General features: G+C 40.2%; 22 protein-coding genes and 3 tRNA genes. 14 read left to right on the forward strand and 11 right to left on the reverse strand.

The window, feature by feature from the left end:
• Window positions 1-38: 38 nt before the first annotated feature.
• Complete coding sequence (locus tag QVL57_RS00405; RefSeq protein ID WP_290076563.1) at window positions 39-1313, reverse strand: DNA polymerase IV; 1275 nt, start codon at window positions 1311-1313, stop codon at window positions 39-41.
• 2 nt (window positions 1314-1315) lie between these two features.
• Complete coding sequence (locus QVL57_RS00410; RefSeq protein ID WP_290076565.1) at window positions 1316-1597, reverse strand: DUF3572 family protein; 282 nt, start codon at window positions 1595-1597, stop codon at window positions 1316-1318.
• 80 nt (window positions 1598-1677) lie between these two features.
• On the opposite strand from QVL57_RS00410, the gene QVL57_RS00415 reads away from it, so the two are divergent.
• Window positions 1678-2043: a response regulator gene (locus QVL57_RS00415; RefSeq protein ID WP_290076566.1), complete on the forward strand. Its 366-nt coding sequence runs from the start codon at window positions 1678-1680 to the stop codon at window positions 2041-2043.
• A 33-nt stretch (window positions 2044-2076) separates the two neighbouring features.
• Here the strand turns inward: QVL57_RS00415 and rpsI are convergent, their stop codons facing one another.
• On the reverse strand, window positions 2077-2535 hold the full coding sequence (gene rpsI, locus QVL57_RS00420; RefSeq protein WP_290076568.1) for a 30S ribosomal protein S9: 459 nt from the start codon (window positions 2533-2535) through the stop codon (window positions 2077-2079).
• Window positions 2536-2537: 2 nt separating this feature from the next.
• The gene (rplM, locus tag QVL57_RS00425) at window positions 2538-3002 is read right to left on the reverse strand and encodes a 50S ribosomal protein L13 (protein WP_290076569.1); all 465 of its coding nucleotides are present in this window, start codon (window positions 3000-3002) and stop codon (window positions 2538-2540) included.
• Between the two features lie 351 nt (window positions 3003-3353).
• Between rplM and topA the strand changes: the two genes are divergently transcribed.
• The 3 genes from topA (at window position 3354) to QVL57_RS00440 (ending at window position 6613) form a co-directional block, all read left to right on the forward strand.
• Window positions 3354-5831: a type I DNA topoisomerase gene (topA, locus tag QVL57_RS00430; protein WP_290076571.1), complete on the forward strand. Its 2478-nt coding sequence runs from the start codon at window positions 3354-3356 to the stop codon at window positions 5829-5831.
• 65 nt (window positions 5832-5896) lie between these two features.
• Window positions 5897-6064 carry a 50S ribosomal protein L33 gene (gene rpmG, locus QVL57_RS00435; RefSeq protein WP_290076573.1) on the forward strand — a complete coding sequence of 56 codons (168 nt, stop codon included), beginning with the start codon at window positions 5897-5899 and terminating at the stop codon, window positions 6062-6064.
• 3 nt (window positions 6065-6067) lie between these two features.
• Complete coding sequence (locus QVL57_RS00440) at window positions 6068-6613, forward strand: thermonuclease family protein (protein WP_290076574.1); 546 nt, start codon at window positions 6068-6070, stop codon at window positions 6611-6613.
• Window position 6614: 1 nt separating this feature from the next.
• Here QVL57_RS00440 and QVL57_RS00445 read toward each other — a convergent pair whose 3' ends face one another.
• From QVL57_RS00445 to QVL57_RS00460, 4 genes are read right to left on the reverse strand one after another with little or no spacing between them, the layout of a single operon-like run.
• The gene (locus tag QVL57_RS00445) at window positions 6615-7283 is read right to left on the reverse strand and encodes an ABC-type transport auxiliary lipoprotein family protein (RefSeq protein ID WP_290076575.1); all 669 of its coding nucleotides are present in this window, start codon (window positions 7281-7283) and stop codon (window positions 6615-6617) included.
• A complete protein-coding gene (locus QVL57_RS00450) occupies window positions 7250-8080 on the reverse strand; it encodes an MlaD family protein (RefSeq protein WP_290076577.1) in 831 nt (276 codons plus the stop codon). The genes QVL57_RS00445 and QVL57_RS00450 overlap by 34 nt, the downstream gene beginning before the upstream one ends.
• A gap of 36 nt (window positions 8081-8116) precedes the next feature.
• Window positions 8117-8866, reverse strand: a complete 750-nt coding sequence (locus QVL57_RS00455; RefSeq protein WP_290076580.1) for an ATP-binding cassette domain-containing protein — start codon at window positions 8864-8866, stop codon at window positions 8117-8119.
• A gap of 12 nt (window positions 8867-8878) precedes the next feature.
• Entirely contained in the window at window positions 8879-10036 is a 1158-nt protein-coding gene (locus QVL57_RS00460; protein WP_290076581.1) for an ABC transporter permease, read from the reverse strand.
• 97 nt (window positions 10037-10133) lie between these two features.
• Between QVL57_RS00460 and QVL57_RS00465 the strand changes: the two genes are divergently transcribed.
• Both QVL57_RS00465 and QVL57_RS00470 read left to right on the forward strand, forming a co-directional pair.
• Complete coding sequence (locus QVL57_RS00465; protein WP_290076584.1) at window positions 10134-12416, forward strand: NADP-dependent malic enzyme; 2283 nt, start codon at window positions 10134-10136, stop codon at window positions 12414-12416.
• Between the two features lie 18 nt (window positions 12417-12434).
• The gene (locus QVL57_RS00470) at window positions 12435-13001 is read left to right on the forward strand and encodes a MazG nucleotide pyrophosphohydrolase domain-containing protein (protein WP_290076586.1); all 567 of its coding nucleotides are present in this window, start codon (window positions 12435-12437) and stop codon (window positions 12999-13001) included.
• On the opposite strand, the gene QVL57_RS00475 is transcribed toward QVL57_RS00470, so the two are convergent.
• Window positions 12987-13340, reverse strand: a complete 354-nt coding sequence (locus QVL57_RS00475; protein WP_290076588.1) for an iron-sulfur cluster assembly accessory protein — start codon at window positions 13338-13340, stop codon at window positions 12987-12989. The two genes, QVL57_RS00470 and QVL57_RS00475, sit on opposite strands and share 15 nt — an antisense overlap.
• A gap of 57 nt (window positions 13341-13397) precedes the next feature.
• Here QVL57_RS00475 and QVL57_RS00480 point away from each other — a divergent pair, with 57 nt between their 5' ends.
• The 7 genes from QVL57_RS00480 to QVL57_RS00510 all read left to right on the forward strand — a co-directional run bounded on the left by QVL57_RS00480 (window position 13398) and on the right by QVL57_RS00510 (window position 17313).
• On the forward strand, window positions 13398-13784 hold the full coding sequence (locus QVL57_RS00480) for a cytochrome c family protein (RefSeq protein ID WP_290076590.1): 387 nt from the start codon (window positions 13398-13400) through the stop codon (window positions 13782-13784).
• Between the two features lie 9 nt (window positions 13785-13793).
• A tRNA-Pro gene (locus tag QVL57_RS00485) sits at window positions 13794-13870 on the forward strand.
• A gap of 84 nt (window positions 13871-13954) precedes the next feature.
• Window positions 13955-14524: a hypothetical protein gene (locus QVL57_RS00490; protein WP_290076592.1), complete on the forward strand. Its 570-nt coding sequence runs from the start codon at window positions 13955-13957 to the stop codon at window positions 14522-14524.
• A gap of 91 nt (window positions 14525-14615) precedes the next feature.
• On the forward strand, window positions 14616-14978 hold the full coding sequence (cpdR, locus tag QVL57_RS00495; protein WP_290076594.1) for a cell cycle two-component system response regulator CpdR: 363 nt from the start codon (window positions 14616-14618) through the stop codon (window positions 14976-14978).
• Window positions 14979-15026: 48 nt separating this feature from the next.
• Window positions 15027-15101: transfer RNA gene (locus QVL57_RS00500), tRNA-Val, on the forward strand.
• Between the two features lie 22 nt (window positions 15102-15123).
• Window positions 15124-15426, forward strand: a complete 303-nt coding sequence (locus QVL57_RS00505; RefSeq protein ID WP_290076595.1) for a hypothetical protein — start codon at window positions 15124-15126, stop codon at window positions 15424-15426.
• Between the two features lie 81 nt (window positions 15427-15507).
• Window positions 15508-17313 (forward strand): glycoside hydrolase, encoded by a 1806-nt coding sequence (locus QVL57_RS00510; RefSeq protein WP_290076597.1) that lies wholly within the window; start codon window positions 15508-15510, stop codon window positions 17311-17313.
• 3 nt (window positions 17314-17316) lie between these two features.
• Here QVL57_RS00510 and QVL57_RS00515 read toward each other — a convergent pair whose 3' ends face one another.
• Window positions 17317-17769 carry a lysozyme gene (locus tag QVL57_RS00515; RefSeq protein ID WP_290076598.1) on the reverse strand — a complete coding sequence of 151 codons (453 nt, stop codon included), beginning with the start codon at window positions 17767-17769 and terminating at the stop codon, window positions 17317-17319.
• A 379-nt stretch (window positions 17770-18148) separates the two neighbouring features.
• Here QVL57_RS00515 and QVL57_RS00520 point away from each other — a divergent pair.
• Window positions 18149-18223: transfer RNA gene (locus QVL57_RS00520), tRNA-Glu, on the forward strand.
• A 7-nt stretch (window positions 18224-18230) separates the two neighbouring features.
• Here the strand turns inward: QVL57_RS00520 and trkA are convergent.
• Complete coding sequence (gene trkA / locus QVL57_RS00525) at window positions 18231-19613, reverse strand: Trk system potassium transporter TrkA (RefSeq protein ID WP_290076599.1); 1383 nt, start codon at window positions 19611-19613, stop codon at window positions 18231-18233.
• Window positions 19614-19635 lie beyond the last annotated feature (22 nt).

A 19635-nucleotide genomic window follows, 5' to 3' on the forward strand; every position in this document is an offset into this window, starting at 1 on the left:
ATTTGGCAAAGATTTTACTCAATTTAAGGCGAAAGGTGTTACCCTTCCGCCTTTTTTATTAATTGCGCTTTATGAATGCATTGTGAGCCAAATTTATCTTTGATTAAATCTAAAGCTTCTTCTAAAGCGGCATTTTTTCGTATTTTACTGTCCAGTAAGTCTCGTTCTTCACTGCTACAATTTTCATGCAAATGCCGCATAGTAATGCCCAATAATCTTATCGAATAATTTGGTTTTATGCTTTTTAGCAAAAAAAGCGCTGTCTCAAATATAGTGCTGGCTAAGTTCGTTTTATAGCTAAGGCTATGGCATTTGCTTATATTTTTCTGACGCTGCGGACGAATTTTTAAAACTATCGTACTACCGCATAATTTATGCTTTTTCAGTTTTGCTGATAATTGTTCACTCAATTGGTAAAGCTCATAAGAAATTCGCGCAGGGTCGTTTATACAGCTATAGAAACTAGTTTCTTTGGAAACAGATTTTACGTTTTTTTGTGGAGTAACCGTCCTGTCGTCTATCCCCTGGGCAAAATCATAAATTCGCTGGCCAGTGGATTTATATTTTTTGATAAAGTCTGGTTGGTTTAGTTTTTGTATATCGCTGATTGTGTGTAGCTTATCTAGTAAGAATTTTTTTGCCAATTCTTCGCCAACACCATGTATTTTAGTAACAGAGATCGGCGCTATCAGATTTTTTGCTTCCTCTTTATTGATAATAAAAAAACCATTTGGTTTTTTCATATCCGAGGCTAGCTTGCTTAAAAATTTGCAATAAGAAACACCTATAGACGCCGACAACGAAAATTCGGCTTCTATCTTTTTTTGATATTCTAGTAGCTTTATAGCTGCTGGTTGCTTATGAAGCTTTTGCGTACCCTGAAAATCTAAAAAAAATTCATCTATCGAAGCTTTCTCAACCAAAGGTGTAAGCTCACTTAACAAAGAAGATAACGCAACAGAAATAGCAGCATATTTTTGCATATTCGGTTTAATAATAATAAGATTTGGGCATAGCTGTAGCGCTTTGGCAACAGGCATAGCAGACCGAATGCCAAATTTTCTGGCTATATAGCAAGCTGTCGCTACTACGCCTTTTACAGAGTCCGAAATAATTACTGGCTGGTTTGTTAATGCCGGATTATCGCGTTTTTCTACAGAGGCATAGAAAGCGTCACAATCTATATGGGCAATTTCTAATTGTGCAAGTGTTGTATAAGACAATAAACGAGTGCTATGGCATTTTTCGCAATAAAAATTTTGCTCTGCTTGAATAGTCAAACAATTAGAGCAAAATAACTCATCCAGCTGCATAGCTATCTAGGCTGCACCTCTTCTAAGAGCGCATGATATTTAGCTATATTTTCTGGGTTTATGCCTTCATCTGCACAAAAAGCTAGTAACAATTTCTCATCTGCCATAAGATACTCTATTATACTAGCCAAAAAACCAGGGATTTTTAAAGCCTGGCGCGCATCAACAGGATTAAGGCCTGTTGTTTCAAAAAATTTTGCCGTTTCCTTTTCATCTTTAGAAATAAAATATAAAGCCTTTAGCGAGGTTAGCTCAGCCCTATCCGTGTTAATAACATGCTTCATAAATAATTTCCTTTATGTTATTATAGCGAAAGTGTTATTTAAACATATTATATAAAAAATACAAAGGTTAAATGAAAACTATGGCTAAAAAAGTTATGATAGTTGAAGATAATGATCTCAATATGAAGCTATTTCGAGATCTGGTACAACTTGGGAATTATAAGGCCATTGAAATACGCAAAGGCAACGAAGCCATAGAAGCAGCTTTGGATTATATGCCGGACCTGATTGTTATGGATATACAGCTACCAGAGATTTCCGGCATAGATCTAATCAAAGAAATCAAAGCTAACGAAAAATTACAAACTATTCCTGTTTTAGCAGTTACGGCCTTTGCCATGCCAGGGGATGAAGAAAGAATAAGAGCATCCGGCTGCGAAGACTATATAGCTAAACCTATTTGTATAACTAGTTTTCAGGAAATTTTAAAAAAATATTTGGCTTGAACATTATAGAAATTTGTTCAAGCCAAATTTATTTTATCGTTTAGAGAACTGGAAGCGACGGCGCGCTTTTGCCCTGCCGTATTTCTTACGTTCAACTACGCGGCTATCTCTGGTTAAAAAGCCAGCAGACTTTAACACAGGGCGTAGTCCTGGTTCATAGTAAGTTAAAGCCTTGGATATGCCATGACGCACCGCACCAGCTTGACCAGATAGCCCGCCGCCTACAACCGTAGCCATAATGTCGAATTGGCTTGCTCTGTCTGTTGCCTCTATTGGTTGGCGCAAAATCATTTGCAAAACCGGACGAGCAAAATATGCGCTAAAATCCTTACCATTGATTATGATTTTGCCTGAACCTGGCTTAACCCAAACACGGGCCACAGCGTTTTTTCGCTTGCCAGTAGCATAGGCTCGGCCAAACTTATCTAATTTTTGCACATGCACAGGGTGAGCTGGCGCGTTATTTTCTATAGTAGAATCAACCATATTCATAGCTATACAGACCTTTTATTTTTGCGATTAAGCTGACTAACATCCAATATTTTGGGTTGCTGAGCGCTATGTGGGTGTTCTGCCCCGGCATAGATGCGCAAATTTTTCATTTGTCTTCTACCTAGGGGGCCGCGCGGTATCATGCGCTCTACCGCTTTTTCCAAGGCGCGCTCTGGAAAGCGTCCTTCTAGAATTTGGCGAGCCGTACGCTGCTTTATGCCACCAATATAGCCCGTGTGCCAGTAATAAATTTTGTCTTGGTATTTTTTGCCAGTTAACGCAACTTTTTCTGCGTTAATAACTACAACATTGTCACCATCATCAACATGCGGTGTATAGGTTGCTTTATGTTTACCGCGTAATCGAGTAGCTATAAAGGCTGCGAGACGCCCCAACACCATGTTTTCAGCGTCGATAACAATCCAGTCTTTAACTATCTCGGCTGGCTTTTGCGAAAAAGTGGCCATAGAAGTTTCCTTAATATTTAAATCACAAATGCACAATGTACATTAGGACATTTCTTGTTGCTTAATATTGTATCTAAAATACAATAGATAAACGCTGCTGATGCAACGTAAAGAAATCTTAATAAAACTTTATGGCCTGTTAGTCAAGCTAAAACTATATAACTAGCCCTTCTATCTAAAATTTACTTATTTTTTTAATATTTAGCCATATTCTATTGCCTAAATGCCATAAGCAAGCTAATTTGTAACAATAAAAGTTGTAAATGATTCGTAAGCGTATGATATCGCTAAGGAAACAGTACGCTTCACCTAGGATTCAAAATTTCGGTCGCAGAAAAAGGTAGTAATTGTATGGATTTAGTTATTGTAGAATCGCCAACAAAAGCTAAAACTATTAACAAATATTTGGGTAAAAAATACAAGGTCCTAGCGTCGTTTGGGCATGTACGTGATTTATCTAGTCGCAATGGTTCGGTCCAGCCAGAAAATGACTTTGCGCTAAATTGGGAAACAGCTGCAAAATCACAAAAGCACCTAAATACTATTATAAAGGCTGCAGAGGAATGTGAATCTATAATATTAGCCACCGACCCTGACCGTGAGGGAGAAGCGATTTCTTGGCATATTTATGAAATTTTACGCAGCAAAAAAGCACTTAAAAACAAACCATTTAAACGTGTAGTTTTCAATGCTATTACCGAAAAATCGGTATTAGAAGCTATGCAGCATCCGCGTGATATTGACAGCAATTTGGTTGAGGCTTATTTGGCGCGTCGGTCGTTGGATTATTTGGTAGGCTATAGCCTGTCGCCAGTATTATGGCGTAAATTACCCGGTGCACGCTCAGCTGGCCGTGTGCAGTCTGTAGCGCTACGAATTATCTGTGATCGAGAAAATGAGATAGAACGCTTTGTAAGCCAAGATTACTGGTCAATTAATGCCATGCTAGAAGATAGCGTAAACAAAAGCCCTTTTTTGTCGCGTTTAGTAGAATATAAAGGCCATAAGCTAGATAAGTTAGATATTAATAGTGAGCAACAGGCCAGCGAAATAAGAGCAGAGCTTTTACAGTCACAATTACGGATAAGTAACGTTGAGGCCAAGCAAATACAACGTTCGCCTAGCGCGCCTTTTACTACTTCGACCCTACAGCAAGCAGCATCCACGCAGCTTGGTTTTTTTTCGGCCAAGACTATGCAACTAGCGCAAAAACTCTATGAAGGTATAGACATAGGCGGTGAAACTAGCGGTCTTATAACTTATATGCGTACCGATAGCACGCAAATAGTGCAAGAGGCTATTTTAGATGCCCGCAACGTTATTAGTAAAAATTATGGCACGAACTATTTACCCGCTGCACCTCGTACCTATAGCACAAAGGCAAAAAATGCGCAAGAAGCACATGAAGCTATAAGACCAACCTATTTTGCTCGTAAACCAGAGGATTTGACGAATTATTTAGACGGCGATCAACTCAAGCTTTATGGACTAATCTGGAAGCGCGCTATAGCTAGCCAAATGGCCTCGGCGAAGATTGAACGCACAACGATTAATATTTCAGCTACAGCTACAAATAGTAATGCTTTATTGCGTGCCACAGGCTCGGTTATCAGCTTTAAAGGATTTTTGTCGGTTTATAATGAAGTAGAAAATGACGCTAGCGAGCCTATCTTGCCAGCTCTCACCCAGGGCCAAGAGCTAGAAGCAAAAGAGATTATAGTTACAGCACATAAAACCGAACCGCCACCGCGTTATAGCGAGGCCTCGTTAATTAAAAAGCTAGAGGATTTGGGTATCGGCCGCCCTTCGACTTATGCTTCTATCCTTTCTACCTTAAGCGATCGCGGCTATGTTATTAATCAAAAACGTAAATTATTGCCCCAGGCGAAAGGGCGTTTCGTTACAGAATTTTTAAAGCAGTTTTTTGCCAAATATGTTGAATATGATTTTACAGCGAATTTAGAAAATGAGCTAGATGAGATTTCTAATGGCGAATTACAGTGGAAAAAAGTGCTGGCAAATTTCTGGCAAAATTTTCATGAGGCTATAGACGAAACTAATCCGCTACGCATAAGCGATGTTATTGATAATTTAAATGATGAGCTCGCGCCTTTTCTCTTCCCACCAAACGAAGAAGGTGAAGATCCACGGTTATGCCCAAATTGCAAAGAGGGCCGGCTATCGCTAAAGCTTAGCCGTTTTGGCGCCTTTATCGGCTGCACAAATTATCCTGAATGTAAATATATACGGCAAATAGGAGAAGAGGATATAGCCATGGAACAAACATTAACAGAGCGCACAATAGGACATGACGAAAATACAGGCGAAGAGATAAAGCTGTTAAACGGCCGTTTCGGCCCATATGTCCAAAGAGGTGAAGGTAGCAGCGCCAAAAACGCCTCCATTCCCAAAGATTGCGATATTAACAATATTACGGTCGAGATCGCTAGTGCATTGCTAAATTTACCGCGTGAAATTGGGATAAATCCCGAAAGCGGTAAAATGATTACGGCTGCCATTGGCCGCTATGGCCCCTATTTACTGCATGATGGCAGCTATACTAAGCTGAGTTCTGCTGACCAAGTATTTGATTTGCCTTTAGAGGAAGCCGTTGAATTAATAAAAAACTCACCAAAAGCTGGGACAAAAGCAGCAAAAAAATTGCTGGGCGAGCACCCAACACATGGCCCAATAAGCCTGCAGAGCGGACGTTTTGGCCCCTATGTAAAAGCTGGCAGCATTAATGCAACTATCCCCAAAAGCTACAATAGCGAAACGCTTACGCTAGAACAAGCAATTGAACTAATAAATAAAAAGGCAAAAAAATAATATTGACTTTTTCTGACGAAATGCGGTATAAGCAGGCATATTCTAGAATAATATAAGGTAGCATCATGGCAAAAGCAGCAACAATTAAAATTAAGCTTTTATCTACTGCAGATACTGGTTTTTTTTACGTAACAAAGAAAAACAGCCGTACTATGACTGACAAGATGGTTAAGCGTAAATATGATCCCGTGGCAAAAAAGCATGTGGAGTTCAAAGAAGCAAAGATAAAATAATCTTTGCCTGCCGCGAAAGATATAATCGTAATATCATTATTGCTTGGCATTATTTTATACCTTTATTTAGCAAAAAATGAAAATTACAAACAGCCTGCTCACGATACTGCTGAAATCACCGTGCAAGGTAAGCCGTACCTAATAGATGGTGATTCTATAAAGGTGGCTGGCTTAGAAATGCGTCTAATGGGCATGGATGCGCCAGAATTTTTGCAAAAATGCGGTTCACCGGGGCAAGAATATTTTTGCGGGCAAGAAGCCAGAAAGCATTTAGCTCAGCTAATCAATAAAAGAAATATAGTTTGCCATTATAAAAAGTTAGATATCTACCACCGAGCGCTTGCCTTGTGCTTTGCTGGGGAAATATTGCTGAACCGACAAATGGTACGTGATGGCTGGGCTGTTAGCTTTTATGATTATAAGCTAGAAGAAAAACAAGCACGCGGGGAAAAATTGGGTATATGGAGCGGCCCTTTTGAGTTGCCAAAATATTGGCGTCGCCAGCATAAGCACAAAGATCGCCCATTAGCGAACGCACAATTATTATAATCTAAGTGTTTTTACGTGTCCATACAATCATTTGTTTGGCTATATCATTAAATGCTGCATCTAACGCTGGAGCGTATATGTAGCCATTCAAGTTTTTTGCATTAGTGGCGGCAATAGCTTTTGTGATTTTAAACCGCCTGGTCGCTTTTACTACGCCATCTGTTTCGCGTAATATCGAGGCACTAATCTCTACATCTATGTTATTATAATCTTTATTACATAAGACGATATTAAAAGCCCTTAAATCAGTAATTAACTCATAATCTATACTTAATCCCTGCCCTGGACGTGCTACGGCAGAAAAAAGTCTGCTATTTTCAAAGGCTTGAACTAAACGGGTTTGTATTAGGTTTGGCAAGCGATCTGCCCATTGCGCAGCGCCAAGATAAGCTATTGCGTTTGCTTGATCTTTTATCAGCAAATCTTCACCATCTAGGGGTTTTATGGCTGTTGGAGCTGTAATTAACAGCTGTATACGCTTTTTGCTATGTTTAATAAGCGGGCGTTGCGTAAAATTATAGGCTGTTAAATCAAAAGTATCTTTGGTTCTTGTTGCCATACAGCCGCTCAAGCCAAGCAAGCATATAGCAATTAGAAAAGAGTTTTTTACGCTATATTGCTTCACTTCTTCATCCCCTATAATCGCGGTATAGAATCGCCGCCGCCCCATATTAACCGCTGCGGATTGCGTTTTATTTCATTAACTGAACGCTCTAAGCGCTCAACTGACCTAGCACTATCTATCAATTTTTGCTGCACCGTTTTTAAGTTAGTCCCGGTAATAGAACTTAATCCACCTGATAGCGGCGCTATGCCTGCTTGCACAGAATGCGCAGCGTTCTCTAGCGCCTTTAACGTTTTATTGCTTTGCATTATCACGGTCTGTATATTGCCGCGATTGTTACGCAAGGTATCCGTAACGGCGCGCGTATTATCTATGGTTTGGCGCATCGGAATGCTTACTTGGTCAATTAAGTTGTTCAGCTTAAGCAAGGTCAGATTAGCTTGTGCTAAGGCAGTTTGCGAAGAAGTTAATAATTTATTAATCGAGGCAGCTTGAGCATATAAGTGCGGCGTTTTTCCCTTTGCAATTGAAAATAATAGCGGATCCGAAAGTTTACCGCCCTGCAAATTTATAGCAGCTGCCCCAGTAAAACCAGTATAGCTTAATTCCGCTATGGTCGATGGGCGTATCGGTGCGGCGCTGTCTACCAAGCTATGGGCAATTACCATATTCAAATTATCCCTAGCCAGCACCAATTGCTTAACCTCGCCGATATTTATGCCGTTAAATAAAACCTTGCTGCCTTCTGTTAAGCCAGTTACCGAACCATTAATATAAATATCTAGCTCTTCTAAGGATTTTTTATTATTTAGCCTGGTAGCGCATAATATAAAAATCACTACGCTTAAAAAAGCGGCAACTATAAAAAAACCAGCTAGCGCATAATTTGCTTTTGTCTCCATTTAGCTACCCACTAAATTTCGCAATATACAATATAGTCAAAGTTTCTGCCTTTTCAAATAAGCCGAGAGCCATTTGTCATTTAATGATTCTAATTCCTTTAATGGACCAGCTATCTTTATACTCTTATCTCGCAAAACTGCAACCCTATCACAGATAGTATGCAAACTACCTAAATCATGGCTTATCATATAAAAAGTTAAGCCTAAAGTTTTAGACAAGCTCTTTATCAACTCATCAAATTGTGCAGCGCTTATCGGATCTAAACCAGAAGTTGGCTCATCTAAAAAGATAATGTCAGGGTCCAGAGCTAAAGCCCGCGCCAGTGCCACCCGCTTTATCATACCACCAGATAATTGCGATGGGTATTTGTCGGCTACGTTGGCCGGCAACCCAACTAAGGCTAACTTTAACATTGCTAGTTCACTCAATAAATTATCGCTAAGATCTAGATACTCAGCCATTGGTAATTTAACGTTGCTAAGTATATTTAGCGAAGAAAATAGTGCCCCCTGTTGAAATAGCACACCGATTCTTGAATATAGTTGTTTTTTTTGCTTGTTATTTAATAAATTGACGTTTTTTCCAAAAAATTCTATACTACCGTTCTGACATGGTATTAAACCCAATATTGTACGCATTAAAACAGATTTACCCTCGCCTGAAGGGCCAATAACTCCTAAAATTTCACCTTGATATATCTCAAAATTTAACTTGTCCAAAATAAGTTGGTTATTCAATATTACTGTTAGATTTTGTAATTTAATTGCTGGGATGCGAAAAGACATATTATCAATCTATCAATAATTTAGCCATGCTAAAATCATAGCAAAAATACCGTCAATAACTATAACACAAAATATCGATTTAACCACACAGCTTGTAATTTTTTGTCCCAAAATCTGTGTACTGTCTTTTATTTTTAGCCCCTCCATAACTGCTACTAATGCTATTAGCAAGGCCAAGAACGGGCTCTTTAGCACCCCTATAGTATAGGTAGAAAAATAAATGTCATTTTGTATACGTGTTAGAAAAATTTTATAGGAAATATGTGAATAATAATGAATCATCACAGCAGCTCCAGCCAGCGCCGCGATATTTGCAAATATTGTTAGCAATGGCAAAGAAACAACAAGCGCCGCTATGCGCGGTAAATATAGGGTTTTAAAAACGTCAAACCCCATAATTTGTAACGCATCTATTTCTTCACGCATTTTCATTACACCTAGCTCTGCTGTAATAGCGCTGCCACAGCGACCAGCGATCAATATTGCCGTTATTAAAACCCCTAGTTCCCTAAATATTAATATACCAGTTAGATCAACCACAAAAATTTCTGCGCCAAAATATCGCAATTGAAAAGCTCCCTGCTGGGCCATTATAGCCCCTATGATAAAAGCTAATAGCATAACTATTGGCGTTGCTTTTACCCCCAAACTATTCAATTGTTGTATAAAAGGAGCAAGGCGGCTTGCCAACTTGTGCGGGTTGTGCCTTGTTGACGATTTTTTTGGCCATGAAAAAGCTAAAGAGCCAATAAGATATAATATCGCATAAACATCATTGGTTACTGTATTGGCCACCTGACCAATATCATTTAGCATAAAATACAGCAAGTTTGGTCGCTTTTCTGGAGGCCGCGCTTGCTCAGCCAATCTGCGCTGCGCCAATCCTACCTCTTCCAGCAAGCCACGCCATGATATATCTGCCGCGCCATACAATATCGCAATACTGCACTGTAAGCTGCACTCTAAATAATCGCGCAGCTTATATATCATCAGCGCTCCGCTAGTATCCATAGCGGTTACATCATGCAAATCTATGACCGCGGGTAGCGCCCCTGTATTTTTAAATTTAGCTATTTCTTCTTCTATAATGGTCGCGGTATTTTTATTCCACTGACCTATGGCTTTTAGCTTTATTGGATTAGCTGCACTGTCTAAGAAAATAAAGGCCATTAGAAATTCAGAATTCGGTTGCTATATTCAGCCAATATATTATAATAATTTCTACATTACAATGTACAAACTCTAAAATACAAAGAGCATAAAATTAATGTCTGACGATAATCTAAGAGAAGCAGCGCTTTATTACCATAGCCATCCTAAGCCCGGCAAGCTAGAGATCCAGTCAACCAAAGCTTTAGGCAGCCAGCGTGATTTAGCCCTAGCTTACTCCCCAGGTGTGGCGGCACCTTGTTTGGCTATAAGCGAAGATCCGCACGCCGCAGCCTTGTATACCTCCCGGGCTAACCTGGTTGCTGTTATTTCAAATGGCAGTGCTGTTTTGGGACTTGGCAATATTGGCCCCTTAGCCTCGAAACCAGTTATGGAAGGCAAGGCAGTATTGTTCAAAAAATTTGCTGACATAGATGTATTTGACATAGAAATTGCCGCCGAAACCATCGATGCAATGGTAGAAACTATCACAAATTTAGAGCCCACCTTTGGGGGAATAAATCTAGAAGATATCAAAGCACCTGAATGTTTCGAGGTTGAAGAACGCTTACGTGCAAAACTAAAAATACCCGTTTTTCACGACGACCAGCATGGCACGGCGATTATTGTTGCTGCCGCGATTATTAATGGCTTAGAGCTTGCGGGAAAAACACTCACCAATGCCAAAATTGTTACTTCTGGGGGTGGTGCTGCAGCTATAGCTTGTTTAAACTTGTTATTAAGACTTGGTGCGCAACAGAAAAATATTTGGATTACCGATCTGCAAGGCGTAGTGTATAAAGACCGCCCAGAGCTTATGGATAAGTGGAAGATAGTTTATGCGCAAGATACAGAGGCTAGAAGCTTATCAGATATTATGCCAAACGCAGATATTTTCTTGGGCCTTTCTGCTGCAAATGTGTTGAGCGAAGAAAATGTTGCGAAGATGGCGCCAAAACCTTTAATTCTAGCTCTAGCTAATCCTACACCAGAGATAATGCCAGAAAAGGCGCGTCATGCGCGGCCAGATGCCATGATTTGTACTGGTCGTTCTGATTATCCAAATCAGGTTAATAATGTCTTGTGCTTTCCCTATATTTTTCGTGGGGCACTGGATGTTGGAGCCACGACTATTAATGAAGAAATGAAAATAGCTGCGGTATATGCCATAGCTAAATTAGCCAAAGAAAGCATGCCAGATGCGCAGGCTTGGTCAAATGAAAAAATGCGTTTTGGGGTAGATTATCTTATACCTTCACCTTTTGACCCACGTTTACTATTGCATATAGCCCCGGCTGTAGCGCAAGCAGCAATGGAATCGGGTGTGGCGTTGCGGCCCATTAGTGATATGTCGGCCTATATAGAAAATTTGCAGCGTTTTGTTTTTAAATCTGGCATGGTTATGAAACCAGTATTCGCAGCAGCGAAAACTGCAAGCGCAAAAAGGGTTATCTATTCCGACGGTGAAGATGAGCGTGTTTTACGCGCGGCAAAAGTTGTTAGTGAAGAAAAAATAGCACTGCCAATTCTTACTGGCCGTAAAGATGTAATTTTAGAAAAAATGGCGCATATAGGTGTTAAATTAAAGCTTGAGCGTGACTTCATAGTTTATAATCCAGAGGAAAATAAAAATTATAAACGCTATGTTGAGCTATTTGTGCAGCTTTCAGGCCGCCGCGGCATAACTGAAGAAGCGGCTAAAAAAGCAGTACGCACTAGCTCTACAATTTTTTCGGCCTTGGCTTTAATGAATAATGACGCTGACGCTATGATGTGTGGCCTAAGTGGGCAATTTGAGCGTAGCCTTGAAATAGTGAAGAAAGTTATAGGCATAGATAGCCAAGCCAAGCGTTTATCTGCCTTAAGCTTGTTAATAATGCGCGACAATATATTGTTTTTAACCGATAGCTATATAAATCCTGAACCAACAGCCCAGGAAATTGCTGAACTTGCCATACTGGCCGCACAAGAAGTGCAAGAATTCTGCATAAAGCCAAGAGTCGCTCTTTTATCAAATTCTAATTTTGGTTCTAAAGACAATGCAAGCTCATTGAAAATGCGCAAGGCTGCAGAAATTTTAAAAGAAATAGCACCTGATTTAGAGGCCGATGGGGAAATGCATGGCGACACAGCGCTTTCAACCGCGTTGCGCCAGCGCGCCTATCCACACTCTACCTTGCAACAAGATGCAAATTTATTGGTTTTTCCAAATTTGGATGCGGCTAATATTACGCTTAATGTAGTAAAGCAAACGACAAATGCATTACATGTAGGCCCAATTTTGTTGGGCCAGGCACGGGCTGTTCATATTTTAACGCCTTCTATAACGTCTCGTGGTGTGGTTAATATGACGGCAATAGCCGTTGTGGGGGCAAATCGCAAAAAAACAGCGTCCGATTAGCTATAGATAGAGAGTAAATTGAGCGAAACGAAAATTGAAGACTTAATTAATATTATTAATAAATTGCGCGACCCTGTCTCTGGCTGCCCATGGGCCCAGCAGCAAAGCTACGAATCTTTAACAACCTATATAATAGAAGAAGCTATGGAAAGCGTCGAAGCTATTGTTGAAAGGAAAGAAGATGAGCTGTGCGCAGAGCTCGGCGACCTGCTTTTTCAAATAGCTTTTTGCGCTGTTATTGCTACAGAAAAACAAAGCTTTACTTTTGCCGATATAGTAGATGCTATAGTTAGCAAATTACAAAGGCGGAATCCGCATATTTTTCAACCCGGAAATATACAAGCTTATAGTCAGGCAGAAAATAAATTAGCTTTTGTAACCAAACAATGGCAAGAAATAAAAGCTTTAGAAAATCCAACCCCTAAACTGGCAAAAGAAGAGAACTTGCCAGTCGCCCTGGCAATTGCCGCGGATAAGTTTAAAGAGTTGCAATTGCAAAGCAAAGCTGAATGCAAAAAGAGCAAGACCTATAGCGAGCTCTTAGATGCTGTTTTGCAGATTGGCCGAATATTAAACAGAACCTGAAGCTTTTGTTAAAGAAACCGACTCGCCACAACCACAAGACGCCGTTTGATTTGGATTATTAAACACAAAGCCAGATTTTAACTTTGTTTCTTGATAATCTATCTCGGTGCCTAATAAATATAAAAAAGCGTCGCGCTTTATAAAAAAGCAAACGCCACCTTGCTCTAACCGATCTGCATCATCTGGTTTCTCATAAGCTATATCAACACTATATTCCATGCCAGCGCAACCGCCTTTTTTTAGGCCTAAAACTAACCCCTGTGCACCAGCTTGATTTTGTAAAATTTGCTTTACACGCGTTAAAGCGGCATCTGTTAATGATAAAATAGACTTAGACATATGAAATAGCTTGTGTTATATAAAGAAGTATCATTATAGCATATAAAAATCTTTTTTATGAGACCTATCCATTATTTTTTCGCTGTTATTCTGTTGGGGTGTTTTGCTATACCACTAGTATTTGCTGAGCCCCACGCACAGCGCGGAGCTAAAATTTTTAAGCGCTGCGCTGCATGCCATTTTATAGAAAAAGATAAGAACAAAATTGGGCCCAGTTTGTACAAAATTATAGGCCGCAGAGCCGCCACAATAGCAAACTATAATTATTCACCAGCAATGAAGGCTGCTGGCGCTGCTGGGCTGCTATGGACAGAAGAAAACTTGCAAAACTATTTGCATGACCCACACAATATGGTAAAAGGAACAAAAATGGCCGCAGTGAAAATAAACAACCCACAAGATTTCAAGGATTTATTAATTTATTTACAATCTACTGGTAAATAATTATTCTTACGGAACGTAGCGCAGCCAGGTAGCGCACTTGACTGGGGGTCAAGGGGTCGTGGGTTCGAATCCCGCCGTTCCGACCATTTTGCAAACAACTTACTTGCTATAGTCTTTAACTGCTATATTTATGAATAGGTCATAAGTTAATATGTTAAGGGCACGCACAGTTGGAGCAAATAGAGGACAAAAAAGGAACATTTATAATTCTGCACAGTAAACGTGAAGCGCCTGATATTTACAAATCTGCTGAAAAAGAGCTAAACGCTTATGGTTATGCAATACAGCTGCTCGAGCATAATAAAAACATTAAAAGCTTCTGTACCTATCTAGTGCAATCTGATTCTCCGCAGCCTTATTATATTTTAGCTTATGGTGAGAGCGTTCGCCGGTTGGCGAAATTAAAAAAATCGTTACCCGCAAAATTAGAAGCAATTATTTTGATTTCTCCTATAGTAGCTATCAATAAGCTAATCAATTTTAGAGGGCGAACCATATTGCAAAAGCCAAATTTTTTATCAGGCCATAAAACATCTATTTTAATATTTACCACAAGCTTAGCCAGTAATAAATATTTAGACACTATAGCGGATATGTGTACTAGCTATCGCATGATATATAGTATAGTTATTAAAGGGGCAAAGACGCATCTATTAGAAGATTCATCTGCTTATCAAAATCAATTTTGGGCAGGGTTACGTGCTTATTTAAATCTTGGCAAGTCTCAGGAAACTTTTTAGCCATATAATGGTTTAAATACTAGCCTGTAATAAAATCTTAAAACATTGCGACTAAGATATGCTTAATTTATATTATGAATTGGGTGAAATAATGAAAAGAATCTTGCTAGCCGAAGATGACAATGACATGAGACGCTTTTTAGCAAACGCCTTGCAAAAGGCTGGCTACGAAGTTGTAGATTATGACAATGGCGTTAGCGCTTATCAGCGTTTAAAAGAAGAACCGTTTTCTTTGTTGCTAACAGATATTGTAATGCCAGAGATGGATGGTATGGAGCTGGCGCATAAAGCCACGCAGCTTGACCCTGACCTGAAAATTATGTTTATCACTGGCTTTGCGGCGGTATCCTTAGCCAATGACCAAGCAGCACCCCATAACGCCAAAGTGCTTTCAAAACCCTTCCATTTAAGAGAATTAGTAGCGCAAGTAGAAAAAATATTAATTGCGGCTTAACTATTATTGACTGTGAACAAAAACTAGATTAATCATAGATATCGTTGGGGGCGTGTAGCTCAGCGGGAGAGCACTACAGTGACATTGTAGGGGTCACAGGTTCAATCCCTGTCACGCCCACCATTACAGAATTGATTTTATTTATATGAAGAAATTGCAAGCCGGACTAGTTTTTGCTAGTCTAATTTTTCCTTTCACCCCAGCGAATGCTATTTTATTACGCTCTGGCGGGGCGCAATTTGAGATAAACCCAGAAACATTGCAAATTAATGCTGATTCTGTTGTTTTAAATAAAGCTCATACAAAGCAAAAACTGATTAACCTAACTACCTCGTCTAGCGAGGCAAGCTGGCAGTGGCCAGAGCGACATATCCAGGTAAATACAAAAGTTGACGGCGATGATTTACACATTACTATAGCTAGTGATCATCCGCAAAAACTTAACTAGTTCCGGTTGCCTTCTAATTTTGATAATCTAGAATTGCCAATAGGTGAAGGCAGTAGAATCCCCCTTGGAAATATGCAATGGATGTCTTATTTGACAACCGAGCTTTCGTCTATGGACAGTAATTTTGACTTAAAATTGCCGCTATGGAGCTTAGAAAAAAAGGGGAAGGTTTATAGCTGGATATTATTATCGCCCTTTAGCAATAATATTTCTTTTACAAAAACTGACAATAACTTAAACATGCAAGCAGAGCATGAATTTAATAAATTTAACCAGCCACAAAAGTTCGAAGTGCTATTACATATAGGCGCTACTCCTTTATCTGGTGCCATTCGCTATCGCAAATATTTGCAAGATACTAAACAATTTACTAGCTTGCGCGATAAGGTAAAAACGGTAATTCAAGGGACTAAATTAATTGGTGCCACACACCTGTATTTATGGGGCAATACACTATTATCAACTGAAGATATAAAGGATTGGCCGAGATTTCTTGCCTTTTTGCAAACCTCTGGTGGCAAATCTATTTGGCAACATCTTGATCTCGAAACACAAAAAACTATACAAAAATTGCACGACCATGTGCCGGAAACTTGGCAAAAAGCGAGTTTGATAGAAGCTATCGATAATGCTTTACAAGCTCTTGTACCTGTAAATTCATCACCAGACCATCCCGATTTTTTAGCCGCACAACACCAACAGGCCGTAAAGCTAAACCAATTGGCACAGCGCTTGCTCGGGCATTTTTTATCACCAGCAAAAAATTGGGGCACAGGACTGTCTGAGCCTGTTATAAAAACTCTGCACGACGCAGGTCTGGCTCGTTTATGGCTAGGCACCGATAATTGGACAAGCGTTTTCTTGCATCCCCATGCAGTAAAAATAGCTAAGGACAATGGCTATTTAATAGCAAGCTATGATTCATACGATACTGGCATCCCACGCGGTCTCAATGATAGTTGGCTTACGTCACAAATGCCCAGCAAATTAATAGAAAAATGCGCAATAATTCAAGCAGACGGCAGTAAAAAGACTGGCTTTGGCGGGCAAGGCTATTATCTCAACCCTGCTTGCGTACTATCCTTTTCTCAAAATAGAATGCGCTCGCTCGTTGATTTTGGCGGGCTAAACAGTCTGTTTCTTGATGTTGATGGCACTGGTATGGTTTCGGATGATTATAATGAAAAACACCCCCTTAGCAGCGAAAATATGGCAGCGGCTCGAAACAAACGCCTGACATGGTTTAGCGATAGTATTAAATTACCCCTTGGCTCAGAAGACGGCAATGCCGTAACAGCCCAACATCTTATGTTTGCGCATGGTATGGAAAGCTGGGGCTTTGGTTGGCGCGACAAAGATATGAGGCATAACAAAGAATCCCCTTATTATCTAGGTGCTTGGTGGCCGAGTTCGCAACCAGCAACTTTTTTTGCTACGGCTAAGGTAAAGCCGCTTTACCGCAGGGTGGCGTTTGACCCACGCTATCGCTTGCCATTATACCAGGCTGTGTTTCACGATTCTGTGATAACTACCCATCATTGGACGCTTGATAATTTAAAATTTAGTGAAGTAAAACAAACTCGCAATTTACTAAGCCAGCTGTACAACACGCCGCCACTATTTAATTTAAGCCGTAGCACGCTAAAAGCACGTTTGCCAGAGATTATCAAGGTAGCAGAACCTTTTCGTATTTTGCATCAGGTCTTGTGGGACAAAGCTCTAACGGGGTTTCGCTGGCTTGACCATGATGGGTGGCTACAAGAAACCACTTTTAGCGACGGCTCTAAACTCACGGTTAATTTTGGAGATACTGCAACGAATGGTATCTCCCCGCATAGTTTACGAGCCCGCTTACGCGACGGTCGCGTCTTAAATTTTAGCGAATAACGCTTAGGCAGAAAGATTCCACATAGCTACTTCGTTGCTTCTTCTATTAACTAGCCCTTGAATTGGCGCTGTTCTACCTTTTGTCCATTTCATTAGTTCTATCGGAACCTCGTGATATTCATGCTTGTTTAATTTTTTTAGTAAGTCTGATTTCTTAAAATGCCCTACACCCACATTATAGGCAAAGCACACTAGAGCCCCAAACTGCAAATCATTTAGCGGCACATCCACTAAACGCTCTACCTCTTTTTCAAAAAAATGCAGATCTCGGCGCAAAATCGTCTCAGCTTCACCTTCTGTTATGCTCATGCCTTCATGTGGGGCTGGCGCTCCAGCAACTGCGGTGTGCCCATAACCTATGGTCCATATGCCGTTTGAGTCCTTGTAGGCCTTTGCGCGAAACCCTTCCCATTCTTTTAATTTGCCAAGGCAATAATCATTAATATGTCTAGTCATTTGTTACCTCATTTTTCCTATAATATATTTAGCTAAGCTTGTATGCCATACTCTAAACTTTTATTTGCAAGAGTGAAGATAACGTTGTATGAAAAAAAAAGTTCACTCAGCCACTGAGCAAGCAATGGAGCTACAGTCCATATTCTTTAAATATTTCGCGCTAAAATTGATTATATTAGCGCTAAAAGCAACAAAATTCCCCTTATACTGAGCTGCCCTATAGATTGCCACAGATATTTCCATAGTCTTAGCATTTCTGCACATAAGCAAAACACCCTATTTCATAGCGCTGATGTGAATAAATTATATAAAAAATTAATTTTTTGCATTTTTCGCTTGCATAATCCTTCGATCTTATTTATAAGCAACATTACTGCTTGCGCCCATCGTCTAGCGGTTAGGACATCGCCCTTTCACGGCGGAAACAGGGGTTCGATTCCCCTTGGGCGTACCAGTTTCTCTTAGTGCTTTAGATATTCTAAACTAGCACGGAATAAATATTCTACTTCTTTTACCGATTGTGCTAAAGCAAATATAATCACTCTGTCACCCAATTTTATCTGTGTATTGCCCTCTGGCTGTATTACCTCGCCATCTCTATAGATAGCACCAATACGTAGATTTTTTGAAAGATCCAAATCTTTTAAAGATTTACCCAGCAAAGATGAGGCAGGCAAAACCTCCCCTTCAAAAATTTCTGCCTTAGCATTAGCCATTTCATGCACAGCCAAAATGCGCCCACGCCGCATCTGCTGCAAAATACGTGAAATAGTGATACTGCGAGGATTAATAGAAACATCCACCCCCAAAGCACGATTAAATTCCTGATACATAGTGTTGTTTACCAATGCTATATTGGCCTTGCAGCCCAGTCTTTTTGCCAGCACAGCACTAAGCACATTAACCTGATCTTGGTCAGTCAGACCTATTATCAAATCTGCTTTTTCTACCTTTGCTTCCTGCAGCACGGCTACGTCTAAAGCACTGCCTTGCAATACTGTGGCCTTAGATAATTGTTCGCTTACATATTCTGCCCTATCTTTATCTGGCTCAATAATATAGATTTTCTGACGCTCGGGAGATTTCTCTAGCATCTTGGCCACATATAAGCCAATATGACCACCACCAGCGATAATTAAACGCCGCGCCTTTTGCTCTGTATGGCCAAACAAACCAAAAACCCGCGAAATTTTCTCTCTTTTCGTAACCAGATATACCATATCACCAGTTTTTAGTTCGGTATTGGAATTGGCTATAAACAGTTCCTCATCACGATAAATAGCCACCACTGTAGTTTCTAAATCTGGAAATAGTTCTGTTAGCAAACGCAGCGGCGTACTTAAAACCGGACAGCTTTCTAAACATTGCAGACCTAAGGCAACTATATTGTCATTGGCAAAGCTCAAAACCTCATTCGCATCTTGCAGCGCAACACGCTTTAGCACCATTTGCCCTATTTCTATCTCTGGCGAAATCACCATATCCACTGGCAAATGATCATGCGAAAATAGCGACTGATATTGCGGCTGCAAATAAGCCTGCGCTCTAATGCGTGCTATTTTGGTTGGTATGTTAAAAATAGAATGTGCCACTTGGCAAGCTATCATATTAATCTCGTCACTATACGTAACCGCCACCAGCATGTCAGCATCGGCAGCACCAGCTGCTGCCAAAATAGCCGGATGCGCCCCATGGCCCGTAATGCCGCGCACGTCTAGATTATTGCACACGTTTTCAATCAAACTGGGCGACGTGTCTATTACGGTCACGTCATGCTCTTCGGCAGAAAGCTTTTTGGCAATGCCGTAGCCCACCTGCCCGACCCCACATATTATAACATGCATTTTAAAATATCCTTTTACATAC

Origin of the sequence: Bartonella sp. TP (genome assembly GCF_030406085.1) — a bacterium.
Taxonomy (GTDB): domain Bacteria; phylum Pseudomonadota; class Alphaproteobacteria; order Rhizobiales; family Rhizobiaceae; genus CALTWN01.

Coding starts and splice junctions, on each gene's coding strand:
- QVL57_RS00405 (WP_290076563.1), bottom strand. CDS start 1,313: ATGCAGCTGGATGAGTTATTTTGCTCTAATTGTTTGACTATTCAAGCA.
- QVL57_RS00410 (WP_290076565.1), bottom strand. CDS start 1,597: ATGAAGCATGTTATTAACACGGATAGGGCTGAGCTAACCTCGCTAAAG.
- QVL57_RS00415 (WP_290076566.1), top strand. CDS start 1,678: ATGGCTAAAAAAGTTATGATAGTTGAAGATAATGATCTCAATATGAAG.
- rpsI (WP_290076568.1), bottom strand. CDS start 2,535: ATGAATATGGTTGATTCTACTATAGAAAATAACGCGCCAGCTCACCCT.
- rplM (WP_290076569.1), bottom strand. CDS start 3,002: ATGGCCACTTTTTCGCAAAAGCCAGCCGAGATAGTTAAAGACTGGATT.
- topA (WP_290076571.1), top strand. CDS start 3,354: ATGGATTTAGTTATTGTAGAATCGCCAACAAAAGCTAAAACTATTAAC.
- rpmG (WP_290076573.1), top strand. CDS start 5,897: ATGGCAAAAGCAGCAACAATTAAAATTAAGCTTTTATCTACTGCAGAT.
- QVL57_RS00445 (WP_290076575.1), bottom strand. CDS start 7,283: ATGGGGCGGCGGCGATTCTATACCGCGATTATAGGGGATGAAGAAGTG.
- QVL57_RS00450 (WP_290076577.1), bottom strand. CDS start 8,080: ATGGAGACAAAAGCAAATTATGCGCTAGCTGGTTTTTTTATAGTTGCC.
- QVL57_RS00455 (WP_290076580.1), bottom strand. CDS start 8,866: ATGTCTTTTCGCATCCCAGCAATTAAATTACAAAATCTAACAGTAATA.
- QVL57_RS00460 (WP_290076581.1), bottom strand. CDS start 10,036: ATGGCCTTTATTTTCTTAGACAGTGCAGCTAATCCAATAAAGCTAAAA.
- QVL57_RS00465 (WP_290076584.1), top strand. CDS start 10,134: ATGTCTGACGATAATCTAAGAGAAGCAGCGCTTTATTACCATAGCCAT.
- QVL57_RS00475 (WP_290076588.1), bottom strand. CDS start 13,340: ATGTCTAAGTCTATTTTATCATTAACAGATGCCGCTTTAACGCGTGTA.
- QVL57_RS00480 (WP_290076590.1), top strand. CDS start 13,398: ATGAGACCTATCCATTATTTTTTCGCTGTTATTCTGTTGGGGTGTTTT.
- cpdR (WP_290076594.1), top strand. CDS start 14,616: ATGAAAAGAATCTTGCTAGCCGAAGATGACAATGACATGAGACGCTTT.
- QVL57_RS00505 (WP_290076595.1), top strand. CDS start 15,124: ATGAAGAAATTGCAAGCCGGACTAGTTTTTGCTAGTCTAATTTTTCCT.
- QVL57_RS00510 (WP_290076597.1), top strand. CDS start 15,508: ATGTCTTATTTGACAACCGAGCTTTCGTCTATGGACAGTAATTTTGAC.
- QVL57_RS00515 (WP_290076598.1), bottom strand. CDS start 17,769: ATGACTAGACATATTAATGATTATTGCCTTGGCAAATTAAAAGAATGG.
- trkA (WP_290076599.1), bottom strand. CDS start 19,613: ATGCATGTTATAATATGTGGGGTCGGGCAGGTGGGCTACGGCATTGCC.